At 59.7% G+C, this 17193-nt stretch carries 13 protein-coding genes; 3 read left to right on the forward strand and 10 right to left on the reverse strand.

The window, feature by feature from the left end; all coding sequences use genetic code 11:
- Positions 1-28: 28 nt before the first annotated feature.
- From RBB29_RS18625 to RBB29_RS18645, 5 genes are all read right to left on the reverse strand, one after another.
- A complete protein-coding gene (locus RBB29_RS18625; RefSeq protein ID WP_306115939.1) occupies positions 29-1078 on the reverse strand; it encodes a GGDEF domain-containing protein in 1050 nt (349 codons plus the stop codon).
- Between the two features lie 5 nt (positions 1079-1083).
- A complete protein-coding gene (locus RBB29_RS18630) occupies positions 1084-1680 on the reverse strand; it encodes a heme NO-binding domain-containing protein (RefSeq protein ID WP_306115938.1) in 597 nt (198 codons plus the stop codon).
- 92 nt (positions 1681-1772) lie between these two features.
- Positions 1773-3110: an 8-oxoguanine deaminase gene (locus RBB29_RS18635; protein WP_306115937.1), complete on the reverse strand. Its 1338-nt coding sequence runs from the start codon at positions 3108-3110 to the stop codon at positions 1773-1775.
- Between the two features lie 115 nt (positions 3111-3225).
- Entirely contained in the window at positions 3226-4014 is a 789-nt protein-coding gene (locus RBB29_RS18640) for an inositol monophosphatase family protein (RefSeq protein ID WP_306115936.1), read from the reverse strand.
- Positions 4015-4073: 59 nt separating this feature from the next.
- Positions 4074-4445: a helix-turn-helix domain-containing protein gene (locus RBB29_RS18645; protein ID WP_306115935.1), complete on the reverse strand. Its 372-nt coding sequence runs from the start codon at positions 4443-4445 to the stop codon at positions 4074-4076.
- Between the two features lie 311 nt (positions 4446-4756).
- On the opposite strand from RBB29_RS18645, the gene RBB29_RS18650 reads away from it, so the two are divergent.
- Positions 4757-5719: an NADPH:quinone oxidoreductase family protein gene (locus tag RBB29_RS18650; RefSeq protein WP_306116002.1), complete on the forward strand. Its 963-nt coding sequence runs from the start codon at positions 4757-4759 to the stop codon at positions 5717-5719.
- Here the strand turns inward: RBB29_RS18650 and RBB29_RS18655 are convergent.
- Complete coding sequence (locus RBB29_RS18655; protein ID WP_306115934.1) at positions 5706-6581, reverse strand: LysR family transcriptional regulator; 876 nt, start codon at positions 6579-6581, stop codon at positions 5706-5708. The genes RBB29_RS18650 and RBB29_RS18655 overlap by 14 nt on opposite strands.
- 123 nt (positions 6582-6704) lie before the next feature.
- On the opposite strand from RBB29_RS18655, the gene RBB29_RS18660 reads away from it, so the two are divergent.
- Together RBB29_RS18660 and RBB29_RS18665 are read left to right on the forward strand one after the other, a co-directional pair.
- Positions 6705-6905 (forward strand): DUF1127 domain-containing protein, encoded by a 201-nt coding sequence (locus tag RBB29_RS18660; protein ID WP_306115933.1) that lies wholly within the window; start codon positions 6705-6707, stop codon positions 6903-6905.
- Between the two features lie 126 nt (positions 6906-7031).
- Positions 7032-7802: a Bax inhibitor-1/YccA family protein gene (locus tag RBB29_RS18665; protein WP_306115932.1), complete on the forward strand. Its 771-nt coding sequence runs from the start codon at positions 7032-7034 to the stop codon at positions 7800-7802.
- Positions 7803-8217: 415 nt separating this feature from the next.
- Here the strand turns inward: RBB29_RS18665 and RBB29_RS18670 are convergent, their stop codons facing one another.
- The 4 genes from RBB29_RS18670 to RBB29_RS18685 form a co-directional block, all read right to left on the reverse strand.
- Positions 8218-10326 (reverse strand): bifunctional diguanylate cyclase/phosphodiesterase, encoded by a 2109-nt coding sequence (locus tag RBB29_RS18670; protein WP_306121201.1) that lies wholly within the window; start codon positions 10324-10326, stop codon positions 8218-8220.
- A gap of 73 nt (positions 10327-10399) precedes the next feature.
- On the reverse strand, positions 10400-11125 hold the full coding sequence (locus RBB29_RS18675; RefSeq protein ID WP_306115930.1) for an ABC transporter substrate-binding protein: 726 nt from the start codon (positions 11123-11125) through the stop codon (positions 10400-10402).
- Positions 11126-11310: 185 nt separating this feature from the next.
- A complete protein-coding gene (locus RBB29_RS18680) occupies positions 11311-14715 on the reverse strand; it encodes a D-Ala-D-Ala carboxypeptidase family metallohydrolase (RefSeq protein ID WP_306115929.1) in 3405 nt (1134 codons plus the stop codon).
- A gap of 19 nt (positions 14716-14734) precedes the next feature.
- Positions 14735-17014 carry a C1 family peptidase gene (locus tag RBB29_RS18685; RefSeq protein ID WP_306115928.1) on the reverse strand — a complete coding sequence of 760 codons (2280 nt, stop codon included), beginning with the start codon at positions 17012-17014 and terminating at the stop codon, positions 14735-14737.
- Between the last annotated feature and the right edge of the window lie 179 nt (positions 17015-17193).

A 17193-nucleotide genomic window follows, 5' to 3' on the forward strand; every position in this document is an offset into this window, starting at 1 on the left:
CAGGCGGGCGGCCCTCGCGGCGGGCCGCTTACCCTCTTCGACGCTCCGGCATGTAGACGACTTCGCTCTCGTCCGGCTCTCGCAGCGCAGGTTCATAGAGCACATGTTGCCCCCTGCCCCGTCTCTTGGCCGCGTAAAGCGCCACATCCGCATCATCCAGCATCTGTTCGAATGTCGGGTTGGTATAATCACCGCTGAGCGTCGCGCCGATACTGGCGGAAATCCGGCACTCCTTGTCGCCAAAGAGGATCGGTTCCTCCAACCGGGCAATCAGACGGTTGGCGATGGCCGCAACCCTCGCGCGCGATTTCAGGCGGGAAAAGATCAGGACGAATTCATCTCCGCCGGTGCGAACAATAACGTCATCACTGCGCGTCTCGCTGACCATCATATGGGCCACGCTTTGCAAAACGTGATCGCCCGCCGCATGGCCCAGGGTGTCGTTCACATCCTTGAAGTAATCCAGGTCGAGATTCATCAGCGCAAAATTCTGCCGCGTGTCGATCATGCGATTGAGCACATGATCCATCGCGCGCCGGTTCCGCAGGCCGGTCAGCGTGTCGGTAAACGCCTGCTCTTCGGCGGCGACCTTTGCGCCTTGCAGGCGCAGGTTCAACATGCGCGAGGCTTCCATCGCCGCGGATTTCGCCTCGACCAGGTAGAGCATTTCGACGGCGAGGTCGGTCGCGGCAAAATCTGCACTGGTCAAAGAGAAATCGTTGACCGCCTCAAGGATCGAGATCCCGAATGACAGGTTCACGATCGCACCGCCCGGCGGACCAAAGGAAGACGCCTGACCGAGGGGAATCAGGATACCCTTCAGCCCGGTACGCGGTGCCGCGCGCAATTGCAGGTGCAGCTTGACCCCTGCCATGGCCATCATGTCCTGCATCGACGTGGCACTTCGCGGCCTCTTCATCTCGAAAATCTCAAGGAAACGCTTGCCGGTGACAACGCCCGAAGGGTCCAGCTTGTGGGTGCTGGCGCCCGCGTGGACGATATGCCCGGTCGCATCCAGAATTGCGTGCATCGGGCACAAACCGTCCATCACCCGTCCGATATCCGTGCTATCTGCCATCCCGGTCATCCCACCCGCGCCCCCAGGTCAAAATCACGCCCGGAGGCGAAGGCGGCCTCCAGCAGCTTGATCTGGATCGTCTCGTGCCAGCCCTGATTTTCCTGCACCTCCAGCATGACCAGCGCGCCATAATCATCCGCCATCGCACGCAAAAGCCCCATGACCGCATAGCCGAAGCCGGGCATCCCGATCTGCTCGGAATGCACGGTCAGGCAAAAGTACTCCGACGTGATCTCCCGCAGCTCCATACCAGGCAGGTGCAGATCGGAAACCGCAAGGCGCGCCCGTTCGGGCAGGTCATCAAGGGAATGCAGAAAATCGACAAATGTCACGCCACCGAAGCGCAAAAGACGGCGGAGAGACTCGAAACTCGGGTGCGACACGAGATACGTGCCGATGTCTTCAAGAATATCGGCCTCCGGGCGGTCCAGAACATGTGCCAGGGCTTTCATCAACCTGACCGTCAGCTCGTCTTCATAGGTCAGCATCGGTTCGAATTCGGCAATACCCGTATCAAGACGCCGCATGGTGTCCTGCCAGGTGTTATCCCCATAGGTGTCATGTACGAACCGTTCGATCGACCGGTTGATCAATCCATGCATGTCCCACTCCGTTCAGCGCGCGGAGCATCATTGCAGCCCTTCGTTAACAAGACGCCAACATTTAAAATTGTCTGAAGACTCCGACGCAACGCTCACCCTTCGGCAAGACGCCGCGCCAACCGGTTCTGTTCCGCGATCCTCGAGGGCAGGTCGATCGTGACAACATGGCCATCCTTGACCACTTGTCGCCCCTCCACCAGGAGGTCGCGCACCTTGCAAGGCCCCGCCAGAAGCAGCGCGGCCGGATCCCAGCTTCCCGCGCTTTCCACGCCCGACACATCCCAAATGGCAATGTCCGCTCGTTTGCCCGGCGCCAACCGTCCGCAATCGGAGCGGTTCAACACATCGGCGCCACCGCGGGTCGCGATCTCCAGCGCCTCACGCGCACTCATCGCGTCGGCCCCTTGCGCGACCCGTTGCAGAAGCATCGCCTGGCGCGCCTCCAACACGATATTGCCGGTATCGTTACTGGCCGATCCATCGACGCCCAACCCGACCGGCACCCCCGCATCGCGCATCTGTCGCACCGGTGCGATACCCGATCCAAGACGACAGTTCGAACAGGGACAATGCGCTACGCCGGTACGGGTTCTCGAAAACAAATCAATCTCCTGCACATCGAGCTTCACGCAATGCGCATGCCACACATCCCCGCCTGTCCAGCCAAGCTCCTCGGCATACTGCCCCGGCCGGCAGCCGAAATTTGCCTCCGAATAAGCGATGTCTTCGTCGTTTTCCGCGAGATGAGTGTGCAGCATGACCCCCTTGTCCCGTGCCAGCAGCGCCGCATCGCGCATCAGGTCGCGGCTCACCGAAAAGGGCGAGCACGGCGCGACACCGACGCGGCACATAGCGCCCTCTTTCGGGTCATGAAACCGGTCGATCACGCGGATGCAATCTTCAAGGATCGCCCGCTCGTGCTCGACCAGCACATCGGGGGGCAGCCCACCGTCGCTTTCGCCAATGCTCATCGCGCCACGGGTGGGGTGAAACCGCAGCCCGATCTCCTGCGCCGCTTCGATCGTATCGTCCAGCCGGGCGCCATTGGGGAAAAGATAGAGATGGTCCGAACTGAGCGAGCAGCCCGACAGGGCCAGTTCCGCCAGGCCGACCGAGGCCGAAACCCGCATTTCCTCGGGGCCAAAGCGCGCCCAGATCGGATAGAGGGTCTGCAACCAGCCGAAAAGCAGCGCGTCCTGCCCGCCCGGCACGGCGCGGGTGAGGGTCTGGTAAAGGTGATGGTGGGTGTTCACCAATCCCGGCGTGACCACGCAGCCTTGCGCGCCGATCACCTGACCGGTGGACTGCAGGTCCGGCCCGATTTCCGTGATGACGCCTTGATTGATCCGGATATCGACGTTTTGCAACTCCCGCCGGTCGTCATCCATCGTCAGGAGGTGGCTTGCATCCTTTACGACAATCTCTTGCATGGAAAAGCCCTTTCACAGCTGCGCCAACCCCCTCGGACGCAGATGCGGACCGCACGGCGGAAAGGGGTAAGAACCGCGCGACCAAAGCCAGAGTAATCTCAGCAGCCCAAGACGATCAAGCGAAGCGTGACAGAATTTCCAGAGCGGCCTCATGTTGCTGCCGGCCACCGGCGGCCAGAATGCGACCACCCTGGTGCGCCGGGCCGCCTTGCCAGTCGGTGACAATCCCCCCGGCGGCCTCGACCACGGCCAAGGGTGCCTGAATGTCGTAGATCTGCAATCCGGCCTCGATCACCAGGTCAACCTGCCCCGCTGCGATCAGCGCATAGGCATAACAATCCATCCCGTATCGCGTCAGCTTGACGTTCGAGGCCACTTCCTTGAACGCGGCGCCCTCATCAGGGGTGCCGACCTCGGGGAATGTCGTGTAGAGCACTGCATCGGCCAGGGCGCAGTCACCGCGCGTTCGCAGGTGCCGCTCGCCCTGTGGCCCCACCACGCGGGCAAGATCCAACCCGCCTTCGAACCGCTCGCCGATATAGGGTTGATCGACAATGCCGTATATCGGGCCGTTTTCATCGGAAACCGCAATCAGAACACCCCAGGTAGGCGTGCCGGACATGAACCCGCGGGTGCCGTCGATGGGATCCAACACCCAGGTCAGCCCGCTTGTCCCATGCTGTGTTGCGTATTCTTCGCCCAGGATACCATCCTCAGGGCGGAGTTTGGCCAGCACATCACGCATGGCGCGTTCGGTGGCGCGATCACCTTCGGTAACCGGGTCAAACCCCTGGCCTGCCTTGTTGTCAGCCGAGAGCCCCTCGGACCGGAAAAAGGGCAGCACCGCTTGCCGGGCTGCGTCTGCCACCGCATGCGCGGTGGCCACAATGTTGTCTTTGTCCATAAATCAACTGGCCCTCATGCTACCTGTCGCAGCATGAGTAGCCAGATTTTCATGTGGCCTCAAGCGACGTCGCTGAGAACCCGTGCCAGATCAAAAAGCCGGCGACGCTGATTTTCGGGAATCGCGTAGTACGAGCGAACCAGATCCAGAGCTTCCTTGTCCCCCAGAAGGTCGGAGGGTACCGCACTTCCCTGATCTCGTTCAGCCGTTTCGTTGTCCAGCCCTTCGAAGAAAAAGCTGACCTCGACATCAAGTGCATCGGCGATGTCCCAAAGACGGGAGGCGCTGACGCGGTTGGCGCCGGTCTCATATTTCTGAATCTGCTGGAATTTGATTCCAACGCTTTCGGCAAGTTGTTGTTGTGTCATTCCAACAAGCCAGCGACGATGGCGAACACGTTTTCCGACATGTACGTCGACGGGGTGCGGCATGGGTTATTCCTTCCTTTAACTACACCAAACATCCGAGACCCGAAATGCCGGGCACGGTAGGTTCAATATTTACCATTCAGTACGCCGCGCATCCCTGCAGCGCGCCGCAAACGTAACATTGTGGCATTAAAATACAAGAAATTTTGCTATACGAAAACGTGACCTATCCAAAAGAGAAACAATCTACGCTTGTACCTATACTTTAGGTTAGCCTTGTGGGAACCGCCGACGGGTTTGACAATCCCGGCCTGTTCCGGAAAAGTCCGCGCGAAAATTCTCTCTGCATGATACCCGTCCGAAAAGGCATCCAGATGCGCGCCTATCAGATCACCTCGTTTGACGCTCCACCCGGCGTGGCGGAATTGCCGATACCGGAACCTATGGCGGGTGAAATCCGTGTGAAAATAGGCGCTTGCGGGCTGAACTTCGCGGATCTTCTGATGTCGCAAGGTACCTATCAGGACACACCTGAAGCACCGTTCACCCTGGGCATGGAGGTGGCCGGCACGGTTGACGCCATCGGCCCCGAAACCGAGGCCCCGGCGGTTGGAACACGGATCGCCGTCTTCGGTGGTCAGGGGGGCCTCGCGGAATACGGGTGCTTCCCGGCAGACCGGGCCGTTGAGCTGCCCGAGCAGATGTCGTTTACCGATGCCGCGGCGTTTCAGATCGCTTACGGGACCAGCCACGTGGCGCTCGACTACAAGGCCCGCCTGCAACCCGGTGAGACGCTTCTGGTGCTTGGGGCGGCCGGTGGTGTTGGGTTGACCGCGGTTGAAATCGGCAAACTGATGGGCGCGCGCGTGATCGCCTGCGCCCGCGGAGCTGACAAGCTCGCGGTGGCCAAGGAGGCGGGCGCCGATCACCTGATCGACGCCAAGACCGAGGACATCCGCGAGGTGTGCAAATCCCTTGGCGGTGTCGACGTGACATACGATCCGGTCGGCGGCGATCAGTTCAAGGCCGCCTTTCGCGCCAGCAACCCGGATGCCCGTATCCTGCCCATCGGCTTTGCCAGCGGCGATGTTCCGCAAATTCCGGCCAATCACCTGCTGGTCAAGAACATCAGCGTCCTGGGGCTCTACTGGGGCGGTTACCTGAAGTTCCGCCCCGAGGTCGTGACCCAGAGCATGACGACATTGCTCCAGTGGTACGCGGAAGGACGCCTCAAGCCGCATGTCAGCAATGTACTGCCCCTGGACCGCGCCGACGAGGCGCTGGAATTGCTCCGCAGCCGGAAATCGACCGGCAAGGTCGTCGTCACACCTGGCTGAGCGCGGGTGCATCTCCGACGCAGAATCCGTTCCGCACCATCTTTACGAGCTGCTCCACCAACTCGTTTCGCGGCGTACGACCCCCGTACATGTTGATCTTCTGCGTCCCGAGATCCGGCAGGTTTGCCGAGCTTGGCACCAGTTCCAGGTGCCGCGGCGCGCTCCCTTCCAGGATCGTCGTCACAGCGAGATCGGCGCTGACCGTGGCTTCGATCGCCCCGTCCGAATTCGAATCGATGGCGCTCTCCCAATGAATTTTGGCCTCTTCGAGCTTTTCGATGGCCCCGGCCCGGAACAGGCAATTGCGGCAATTGGCCAGCTTCAAGGGGCGCTGCTTTCCGGCAACCCCATTGGGCGCTCCGTACCACCGGAGCGGCACTTCGGTCAGGGTCTCGCCACCCGGACCCACAAGGGTTTCCGTGGTCAGGATCAAATCAACCTCTCCTTGACCATAGGCCTCGATCAGCGCGGTGGAGTAGGATGAGTTGAGATGCACCCGGACCCTCGGGAAGGCCGCGTTGAATTGCTTCAGTACGCGGGGGATCACCGGGTAGATGATGTCGTGCGGCACACCGAAGGTAACCTCCCCCTCCCAGACCTGATCGGTCAGGCGGCCTACAATCTCGTCATTCAGTTCAACCAGCCGCCGCGCATAGGTCAGCAATTGTTCCCCTGAAGGCGTCAACGAAATCTTGCGGTTGCTGCGGTCCAGCAGGTCCAGCCCCAACATCTCTTCAAGGCGTTTGAGCTGCATCGACACCGCCGATTGCGTAAGGTTGAGCGCCGCAGCGGCGCGGGTCACGCCGCCATGATCCGATACCGCCACGAAGGACCTCAGCGTCGTTATGTCGAGATTGCGCATTCATCACGCTCCTTGATGATATCCGTCATAAACATTCATTTTCAATATGACACACAATCTGGCAAAAGATCAACATTGGAAATGCAAAGACGCAGATCCATCAGCAAATCGAAAGGAAATGTCATGGCGTATTTGTCCCACACCCGTCAAAACTGCGGACCGGTTCGCGCGCGGCGTCATTCACTTCTGGATATTCTGGCCCTCTATCGTCAGCGGCGCGCGTTGGCGCGGCTCGACACCGAGGCGCTTGACGATCTTGGCATCACCCGGGAAGAGGCCGACGCGGAAGCCCGGCGTCCGTTTTGGGATTTTCCAACAAAATAACGGAAAATGACCGCCGAAATACTCCGTTTCCACGCCAGTAAACCCTTGAAAAGGAGGGTTTGCTGACCGATATTGATGGCAACGGCCTCAATTCGGGGCCTGCCAGCTTTATAATCGGAGGTTTAGATGGCTGAATTTGACACAATCCGGGGCGTCGCAGGTACGCGTACCGCCGCGATTGATGAAGGTCTGCGCGCCCACATGAACAAGGTCTACGGCACGATGTCCGTGGGCATGCTCATTACGTTTGCCGCCGCCTGGGCCCTGTCGGGTCTGGCGGTTACAGATGTGCCGAACGCTTATCAGATCGGTGCCGACAAGTTTCTGACCGGTCTGGGTGTTGCGCTTTACACCTCGCCGCTGAAATGGCTGGTGATGTTCGCGCCGCTTCTTTTCGTTTTCGGGTTCAGCGCCGGCATCAACCGCATGTCAGCAGCAACAGCGCAGATCGTATTCTACGTCTTCGCGATGGTCATGGGCATCTCGATCAGCTCGATCTTCCTGGTCTTCACCGGGTTCTCGATCATTCAGGTGTTCCTGATCACTTCGATCGCCTTCGCCGGCCTGTCCCTGTGGGGCTACACCACCAAGAAAGACATTTCGGGTTGGGGCAGCTTCCTCATCATGGGCGTGATCGGTCTGATCGTTGCGTCCATCGTCAACCTGTTCTGGCCGATGCCGGGTCTGGCTTTCGCCATCTCGATCCTCGGCGTTCTGATTTTCGCTGGTCTGACCGCCTATGACACGCAGAAGATCAAAAGCACATATGTGCAGATGGCGCATAGCGGTGACACCGAATGGCTGGGTAAAGCCGCGATCATGGGCGCGTTGAGCCTCTATCTCGACTTCATCAACATGTTCATGTTCCTGCTGCAACTTCTCGGAAACCGCGAGTAAGTTGAGAACAGACATAACCGTTGCCGAAGCCCGCCAAGCACAAAGCCTGGCGGGCTTTTTGTCCAATTAGTGCTTCGAGGGCAATTCTAAGCTCGTTTGCAGTCTCTCCGACTCACGCCGATGGAATGGATCTTAGCGCGTCCAAAGACCATCTTCGCATGCCCCAGCAACGCCGAAAAAAGATTATTCGGCATGCCCAAAGACACGTAATGTTGGTCGGCCAACAGGATCAACAGAGCCGCTGACTGACCTCAGCCAGAGCGTAGATGCACTTCCCGCGGTTTCCTCGTTTACCGCAGGTGGCGCAGCCCTGCTTTACCCAAACAACTTGATGCCAGCACAGCCTTGCTAGAGTTAACCTTGGTCCTGAAAGGCGTTTGAGTTTTCTCGACAACCTGCGGTGCCATGCACCTCTTCAGGATGCCATTTTCCCCGGCGGAGGCGCGGCCAGCAGCTTCAACTGTTCGGACGCCGGCACAGGACGCGCATAGAGGAAACCCTGGTGGATGTTGCACCCCATTTCGAGAAGCAGTTTCTGCTGCTCAACGGTTTCAACGCCTTCGGCAACGACACTGATCCCGAGTGTGTTGCCAATCTCAAGGACACAGGCCAATAGCTTTTCGTTCCTGTCCTGCTCGGGCGCCGGCATGACCAACTCACGCGCGACTTTCAGGCGGGATGGTCGCAGGGTCATCAAGCTGACAATCGAGGTTTTACCTGTGCCGAAATCGTCAATTTCGATATCGAGGCCCAACTCGCGGATGGCGTCGATGGTCCAGGCCATCTCCCGTGAAGGTTTATCCAACGTCGTGGTCTCAAGAAGTTCGACCGCAACAGGCACATCTATGCCGTCGCGCAGCGCCCGCAGACGCCCGATCAAACCCTCGTCTTTCAAATGGTCTTCGGACAGGTTGATCGAAAGCCCCGGCACCTCGATACCCCCTGCCTCTGCATCGCGCAGGAACTGCGCACATTTGTCATAGATGATCCCGTCAATCATCCTGATCAGGTCGTTTTCCTCGGCGATGGGCATGAAGTCCCGCGGCCCCAGGATTTCACCGCTTGGCTTGCGCCAGCGGGCCAATGCTTCCATCCCCACAATCCGGCCCGTTCTGGCGTTGACCTGCGATTGAAAGAACGGCTCGAACCGACGTTCTTCGATGGCCTCCAACAGGTCAGTCACCGCCTCACGGCGTTTCTTTACCCGGTCCTGAATATCCTCACTCGACAGGACGGTTCGGTTTCGGCCCTTGTGCTTGGCTTCGTAAAGTGCCTCATCCGCCGCCCCGAGCAGAGCTTCGAGCGAGGTAGATGGCACGCATTTTTCCCATGCAAGACCGATGCTCGCGGTGACGATGTCACTGACGCTGGACCGTTCATGCTGTATCGCCAGGGAGGCAATCGCCCGATGGGCCGCCATCGCCAGCTTTTCGCCCGCTTCGCGGCCGCCATTGCGGATCATGCAGACGAATTCCTCACCACCATATCTCGCAACTAGGATATCTTCGCCATCCGACAGGCTGCCCAAGGCCTTGGCAACACGTTTCAGGCAGTCATCCCCTGCCTGGTGGCCGTAGTGATCGTTGAACGGTTTGAACTGATCCACGTCAATCATGATGATCGCGACCGACGCCCCGGTCGCCGAAGCATCCAGGACAAACCGTTCAGATCGGCGGTCGAATGCGCCGCGATTGTAAAGCCCGGTCAAGGCATCGTAATCCGCCTGCCGCTTGAGGGCGCGATTGGCGGCGTTCAGCTCTTCGGTTCGTGCTTTTACAGCCTCGGAAAGGAGCGTTGATCGGTGGTTGAGCTCGGTATTGCTCTTCCTGACTTCACGGCTGGAATGCTCAAGCGTGTTGATTGCGGATTCAGCGTTGCCCGACATGGCGGCAATCTGCGATCCCAACAGTTCGATTTCCGTCCCCTGCAGAAATCTGGGCGGTGCCGGGGTCGTAATGACACCCGAGCCAGGGCGCCAACGCGCCGTGACTTCGGCAATCTGGATGATGTGGCGCGCCAGGGCCGCGTAAACCAAGGCGACAAGGGCCACACCAAAGAGCAGGTTCTTGATTGTCGCCAGGAGAAAATAGGACACCATCCGTTTCACGATTGCCGGTGGGACGATGGAACGGTCGACGACCACCGTGATCCGCCCGATCACCTCGGGGGTATCCACTTCGGGGTTGAGCAATTCCCGGGTCAACTCGGTCTCGTCGGCCGAAGACATCGGCGCAAATGTCGGCAACGTCGCCTCAAGCACACGCTCGCGCTCGATCATCAACTGATCGCCGTTGAAAATCTGGACCTTGCGGATGGCGCGCTGCGTGAAAAGGCCGGTCGCGGCCTGTTCGGCGGCGGCATCATGAAAGTTGTAGACCGCCGATTCCGCCGAGGGCACGGTACTGTCCAGGAAAGCATCCGCGGACGCCTCGACCGCATCCTTTTCCTGTTGTAGGTCAATGGCAAGCTGAGTCAGTGCCGCCAGCATGCCAAGCACGAGCGTCAGCAGAAGCGTTATCTTCAACAACACTTTGCTGAGCGGCCTCGTGGCGCGACCGGATATGTCCATGACCTTTGCCAACTCGGTTCAGCGGTGTTCAGTTGGCATTCGCGGCCATCAGGGAATCGACCGCAGCCTGCAAGGCTTTTGCGACCTCTTCACCATTTGGCATGTTGCGCGAGATGAGCAGGTAGCCATCGGAACTGCTCAACGTGTTGTCCAGAACCACGAAACGGGCCTGCTCTTCTTCGGTGAATGTCTCACGGATCAGGTGCCAGCCGGCCATCTCGCTATGCGGGAAGACATCAATGCGACCGGCGAGCAACTTTCGCATGTTGGCCTCGTTCGATGTGGCTTCCGACAGAGTCAGCACACCGCTTTCGCCCAGCTCCCAAAGCTCGGGCGTGTAGGTAAAGCCGGGGACAACCCCAATCCGCAGACCGGAAAGATCCTCAAGCTCGGACCAGGTGGGAACCTCGGGGCCGGCGATGGCAAAAAACACCTGCCGTTCTTCCACCAGCGGGCCCACGTGAATGAAATCGGCCTCGCGTTCTTCGCTGTAATACCAGTAGGACGTCCCGTCATATGCCCCCTGCCGGGTCGCTTCCAACGCGCGTTTCCACGGCATGTACTCGAACTCCACATCAATACCCGAGCGCGCCGCAACCTCCTGCACAATACCGTTGACCACACCACCATCGGGCAGGTTCTCCCCGGTGAAGGGGACGTAATCGCCGGTGGCCAGGGTCAGGGTTGTCGTATCCGACCGGGCAATGGTTGAAAGGGCTATCACCGCCGCTGCGGCAAGGGAAAGAACGCGCATAACTACACTCCAGAACTGTTGTGTCCTGGCTTGTTACGGCCATAGTTTTGAGATTTCCTTTGCAAAAACGAGGCCGTTAAAAATGTCTCTAGTTTTTCGCAACTCCGCCCCGGCAGGCGCTTCTCGCTCCAAAAATGCCCCGAAACCAGATGCTTCACCCGGTTTCGAGGCTGGTTCTTTGCCGCCTAACCGATATCAATATCGGCAATCAGGGTTTTACGTGTATCGGCCAGTTTGGTTTTCACCAGCTCCCGCACGTCCTGATAGATTTGGGGGCTGAGTGCCATTTTCTGGGCAGAGAGCCAGTAATCGAGCTCGTTTTTACCCCAGGACACGAAGAGAATGTTCTGCTTGCGATCCTTGTAGGTGAAATTGAACGCACCCAGGGCCATGCTGATGACCCCACCTGACGCCTCGGCGCTGCCGATCTGGAAGTTTCCGCCGGTGGTGGAGGACGTCTCGAAGTCAAACAGCTTGATCTTGCCATCGCCATCTGCCAGCCCGCGCAACGCCTCGATCGCGCTTTCGACGATCTTGAACTGATTGCCGGTGGCCACCTGGGCCAGTGTCGCCAGGATCACCTGATCGAAACTGCCGCTGCCTTGCATCTTGTGGCTTGACTCGAAGGGCTGCGATTCCCGCGCCCAGCCCAGAAGGCTCAGAATGTCCATATAGACCGCGTACCAGGCCTCGCGCTCCTTGACCGGGTCGGCCTTGGCATCGGCGGCCCGTTGCGCGAAGAGCGTCGAGAGAAGCACGTCTTCCTTCTGCCCCGGGGTCAGGTTTTCGACAAAGGAAATCACGCTGGAGGCGCTGACCGCTGCCTGCAACGATTGCTGATGCGTGGCGATGTCGGAATGCGGGTTGAACGTATCGCCCGAGCGGCTGATCGCCTCGGCAAAGGCCGAGCCGCCGGTTTTGGCGCCACGGGTCTTGCGCGGCGCCGCCAGTTCGATCGAATTCAGCGCGGCCATGCGTTCGGTCATGTTCCGCGGCGCGCGGGGGCGCAACGGCGACGAAGACGGCCCCGAGGAATTCTTGAACGCGGGTGGCCAGGTCGCATTGTGGCCACGGGTATCCACATGGGTGAAACTGTTGTAGCGCCCGATGCCCCCCTTGAAGAACCCTTCCTTGTCGCGCAACCACCGGAGGGCCTGCGCCACCTCCTTGGCGGGCATTCCCGAAACGGTGAAATCAAGGGCGCGGAACTGCGTGTGCTGACTGGCCGACGCGCCGCCGATGCAGACGTTATAGGCAGGTGAGCGATACGCGTTGGTGATCGCAATCGGTTTGCCAATGCGGTCGCGCAATTCGTCCACCACATGGGCCGTCTGCGCCATGTTGGTCCAAAGATGCCGCGGCGGATAGGTGTTCTTGCCCTGGCACTGGCCACCGGGCGTGTTGTGCCCGCCACCCAGGATCAGGAACTCGTCGGTCGAGAAGTTCTTGAGCCCCAGTGATGTGATAAAGGCGTCGAAATCCGCGTAATCCGACCAGTTCAGCGCCGCAGACGTGCTGCGGACCCCGGCGCCGCGTGACTTGGCGGCAAAGATCGCCTGCACCTCGGCATCGGGCAGCATGTCGCGCTCATCCCCCTCGCCCCCGTCATCGGCCGGTACCTCCGCGTCCTTGTGGAGCGAAATGCCGCTGGCGCCCACAACTGGGCGGGGTCGCGATGCGCCCTGACCCGCGGCTTGCAGGGTAAAGGGCCGGTGCGAGACGAAATCGGGATCGCTGATGAGCTTGTCAAAGAGCTGCGGCGTCTGGCTCCCGCTGCCGATGGTGGTGTCAATCCGGCTGCGGAATTCGCGGTAATCGCCGTTGAACCGGCCATTGTCCCAGACCTGCAGCAAGGCGCCGGTGAACGCGCCATTCTGGGGGCCATCCATCGCAAATTGCTCGTCCATGCACGCGCCTAGGTTCAGAACCGACGCCCGGATCGGGGTCGATAGCGGCGAGGTCATGACGCTTTCCTTGATCGCGGCGTAGGATTTCGAGGTCTGGCGATAGATCTCTTCGTTCGCCCGCCAGGCCGCATCTTCGACATGCAGGGGCATCGCCCGCACTGTCGGCCCCATATCGACCTCACGCCCCCAGAGCGTCGATGGCGTTGTCGGGCCGAACTTGGCCATGGACCCGGAATGACATGTGTCGGGCACCATCAGAACCCGGACACCGGGGCGGAACTTGGTCCAGAGCATGTAGATCTCGTCATCCGCGATCTGCAGGTCATAAAGACAAAGCGTTTCATCCATCCGCTGGCTGTCATCATCATGGTCTTCGTCCTGGTTGAAATCCGGCAGACGCCCGCCATGGCCCGACACGGTGAAAAGGAACATGTCCCCGGCCTGAAGCTCGGCCGCGGCGCGCTCGATTTCGGCCACGACGTTTTTGCGCGTGGCATCCGTGGTCAGCAGGGTTTCCGGCTTGAACCCCTCGGCCTCGGCAATGGCCTGCATCGCGTGGGCATCGGCCTCGCAGGCCTTCAATTCACCGTCCCAACCGCCATACTGATCCGGATCGACCAGGTTCACCCCGACATGGAGGGACATGCCCTTGGCCTCACCACCGGCAATGACGGCGGGTGCCTGCATCGAGCGGGTCAATTCCCCCGCCGAGCCGAACGGGCCGCTGATCACCACCGGGGGGCCACTGCGCGCGTTGGCGATCTTGCGGATCTCACGGGCGAACTTCTTGGCGACATCGCCGTAACCTTCATTGGTCGGGTGCAGCCCGTCATACCAACGGTGATCGCCCACCACCCCACGGCAGTCGATATAGGTGACATGCGGGTTGGACTTTGCCAGCCGCCGCAGACGGCGGTTGAACTGATCCATCATGCATTTGGCAATCTCTTTCTGCAAACCGCGGTCGCGGATGCCGCGCGATTCCATCGGTTTGCCGAGCCACTTGTCCTTGTTCGGTACCGGGTAGTCATAACCGTGGCACAGGACACTGACATGCGGGAAGATGTCATGCACCTGCCGGAACATACGGCCGTAATGCTTGAGCGCGTCGTCAAGAAGGCGCTGGAACGAGGGCAGCAGATAATCCGCTGGTGCCAGGTCCGCGTCGAACTCTTCGAGGTGGGACGCAAGCGCACCACCGGCCACAAGGTCATTGCCCCCCCCGGAGAGGAGCAGGATATCCGCGCCCGTGTTGCGCAGGGCCGAGACATATTCCTGCTTGTCGGCCATCCGCTTGAGCAGGTCCCCCGCAGCGCCAAGTGAGTAGACCGCATAGGTATCCATCAGGTGGTCGATCGTATCCTTCAAGCGCACAGGATACTGGAACCAGCTGTCACCTTCGGACACGATGATTGGCCCGTCATAGCCCAGGTCGAGCTTCTTGCGGTACCGGCCTTCGCGGTGCATCCGGGCAAACCAGTTGGCGGTGTTCATCGCCATCGCCGTGCGATGCGCCGCATCCGCTCCGCGCGGGATCTGAACCGTTGCCGGATTGAGCTTGAACTGGGGCGCAAAGGCGCCGGAGTTTTCTTCATCCTCGATAAAGTATTCCGACAGTTCGCTTTCATCGGCCCCGAGATCGGCCATTTTGGACATCAATTGTTCAACGGTAATTTTGGGCATTGCAATTTCCCTTTCAGATTCAACTATTTTTTTTTTGGTAGGTACGGATGCTGTCATAGATCGCGTCGATGATCGTACTGTCGCTGGTCAGAAGATCCTGCGGGACGCGGTCGAGGTCGTGTTTTTGCGAGGCCACGCTGTCGAGGAGGTAGACGGCATCGCCCGCATTGAAATGCTCGTGATCGACAACGCTGGCCATGCCGAGGAATGTCCTGACGGGGCGGAAGATCGGGATGTCGTCATCCTTGTCGCCCGACGGCGGCGCATAGCGGTCTTCAAAAGAGCGCGACACCAGGTGCAGGATCGACTTGCCATAGACACCAAAGCTGATGCGCTCTTCCAGGGCCCTGGTCGGCAGGTATATCCGCGCGCGCCGAAAATTGTCGGACGCGATCATCGGCTGCACGGCGGGGGGATCGGTCGTGTCATCGTCCCCCGGCGCGTCCGCGGTGAATTCGAAGGTCTGCCCGTTCAGGTCGTTGACGAACGGTTGCAGGCGTTTTTTGGCGCGCGGCATGCCAATCGCGGGATGGATCAGGTGCAGCGTATCGAAATAATCCTTTGCCTCGCGGCCGTCGAAAAGGGAATCGTATGGAGCGCCCTTTTTGCCGTCGCAGGTACAGTCGCGCGCGTTTTTCAGGTTCTCGGCATCGTCATGCACAAGGGCGAGCATTTCATGCACGATCAACGCGCCCGCGCCTTCGGCGACTACGTGGATTTCACATCCCGTCTCGTCCTTCAGATCCATCAGATCCTTCAGGAACGTCCCGACAAATCCCTTCTTGATGCGGGACAGCTTGTCTTCTTCATCGGGCTCGAACGGCAATTCGCCGGTGCCGCGGAGCGCACGGCGAGCGCCGAGTTCGATGTCGCGCCAGAAGGCCCGGCCAACCCCCCTCACCCGGCTCTCGATCAACTCGTCGAGATGCGCCGCATCCGATCCGGCCTGCGCCTCGCAACTGTCGAAGATGACCTTCATCACCTCCATCGACTTCTCGACGAAGTTGTTGCACCAGAAAATCGTGTAGGGGTAGAGGCCAACCGCCTTGATCTGGTTCTTACGCTGCACCGCCGAGGCAAAGGCGGGCTTGATCCCCTCAAGGCTTCCGGGGATCCAGACCAGGATGCCGCGATAAGTCTTTTCATCCTTGCCGACCGCGGCGGTCGGGTCGGTGTTACCCATCAGGTATTTGTGGGTCTTTTCCCAGCCATTCTTGAACGCCGGATACGATCCGGTGACAACGTGAAATCCGTCATCGAGATGCATGTAGTGGCCCACAAGCTCGGAACACGGGGTCGAGCCGACCTGCACGCGGCTGGTGATGCCCTTCGTGCCCTTTTCGCCGATCGAGGCGCCAAAAGCATCGGGCGCATGCACGCCAAGCCGCAATACCCAGCTATCGACGACATTCTGCGCCCAGTCCTTGTAGGACCAAAGCGCAATACCGGCCTGCCCCTTGTAACCGCCCCACTCCGGCCCCCAGCTATTGAGCACGTGAAAACCGTCACGGTCATATCCCACGATGACAAAAGCGTGGGTGCCGACCTTGCCCCCCTCCCACGGCCAGGGGATGACCCCACCGTTCTCAGGCGTCGCCTGCAACCAGCCGCTGTGGATGTTGGCACTGGCCAGGACCGCCTCGGCATCGTTCAGGGCGGCATGAAAGTGGTTGAGCACCGAGGACAGGCGGAAGTAGGCTCCGAGGCCGATATTGCGGGCCATCTTCGCCTGCTCCACCCGCGGAAATTTCAGCCCCTTGTCCGGTGTTTCGAGCGAATAGCACTCGCTCTGCCAGCGTCCGGGCTCCTCCGGTGGCGAATCTTCGGGCCAATCAAGACACACACCGTGGTGATAAAACCCCTTGATGGCCGATCTAAGGGTGCGGATGCCTTCGCAGGTCGGTGTGGTCTCATCTTCGAGGTCGGGATAGCGGTCATGAAAGAATGCCATCCGGTAGAGCATATCGGCGCTCACGATGTCTTGGCGGTTCCGTTTCGCCCTGCGCTCAAGGCGCTGCGCCTCCTCCTTGGCCTTCTCCTCCTCGGTCATCTCGTCATTGCTGTCGACATCATCGATGACCTCGGCGTGAAACTGCCGAAGTTTCTGCAGATTGCTTTGAATGTCGATCAGATTGGCGAGGGCATACCCCACGCACCGGCCGCTTTCGCCCTGATCGCGGACGCCGAAAATGGGGATACGCTGTGGCTTGCGGGGATTGGTACGCTCAAGGCTTTCGTCGTCGCAAAGCAACATCGCGTCCATCGAAATAGACGACCGCAGAACTGAGAGATTGGGCATATAATGCTGGTCACGCAAGTCAATCCAATCAGTACGAACACCTTTTTTTCCAATACGTGCTTCGTCGAACGTCGACATCAAACACCCCACGCCAAGACATACAAAAAATTTACGCGCCGCTAAAAAAATGCAGCAAAAAGAATATTAGAACGGCGCAAGCGTAACAAAGAACCCGAGAA

The sequence above is a fragment of the Roseovarius sp. MMSF_3359 genome, from assembly GCF_030733385.1.
In the GTDB taxonomy this organism is placed as follows: domain Bacteria; phylum Pseudomonadota; class Alphaproteobacteria; order Rhodobacterales; family Rhodobacteraceae; genus Roseovarius.